This is a genomic window from Variovorax sp. WDL1 (genome assembly GCF_001541225.1).
Classification (GTDB): Bacteria; Pseudomonadota; Gammaproteobacteria; order Burkholderiales; family Burkholderiaceae_C; genus Variovorax.
In genome coordinates this window covers 1-297 of record NZ_LMTS01000054.1, presented here as the reverse complement: position 1 = coordinate 297, position 297 = coordinate 1, and the positions used below count along the sequence as shown (strand labels likewise).

The 297-nt window shown below is 66.7% G+C and carries 1 protein-coding gene; it reads right to left on the bottom strand.

Features of this window, described 5'->3' with window-relative positions:
- Nucleotides 1-297 (bottom strand): HAMP domain-containing protein (locus APY03_RS08550; RefSeq protein ID WP_157103392.1); only part of this gene is annotated, 297 nt, incomplete at both ends.

Here is a 297-nt window from a genome sequence, read left to right as displayed (position 1 = left end):
CGGCCACGCCCTGCACGTCGGCCTGGCCGCCCAGCTTGCCTTCGGTGCCCACCTCTCGGGCCACCCGCGTCACCTCCGCGGCGAAGGAGTTCAGCTGGTCCACCATGGTGTTGATGGTGTTCTTCAGCTCGGAGATCTCGCCCTTCACGTCCACCGTGATCTTCTTGGAGAGGTCGCCCGCTGCCACCGCCTTGGTCACGTCGGCGATGTTGCGCACCTGCGAGGTCAGGTTGCCGGCCATGAAATTGACCGACTCGGTGAGGTCCTTCCAGGTGCCGGCCACGCCCTGCACGTCGG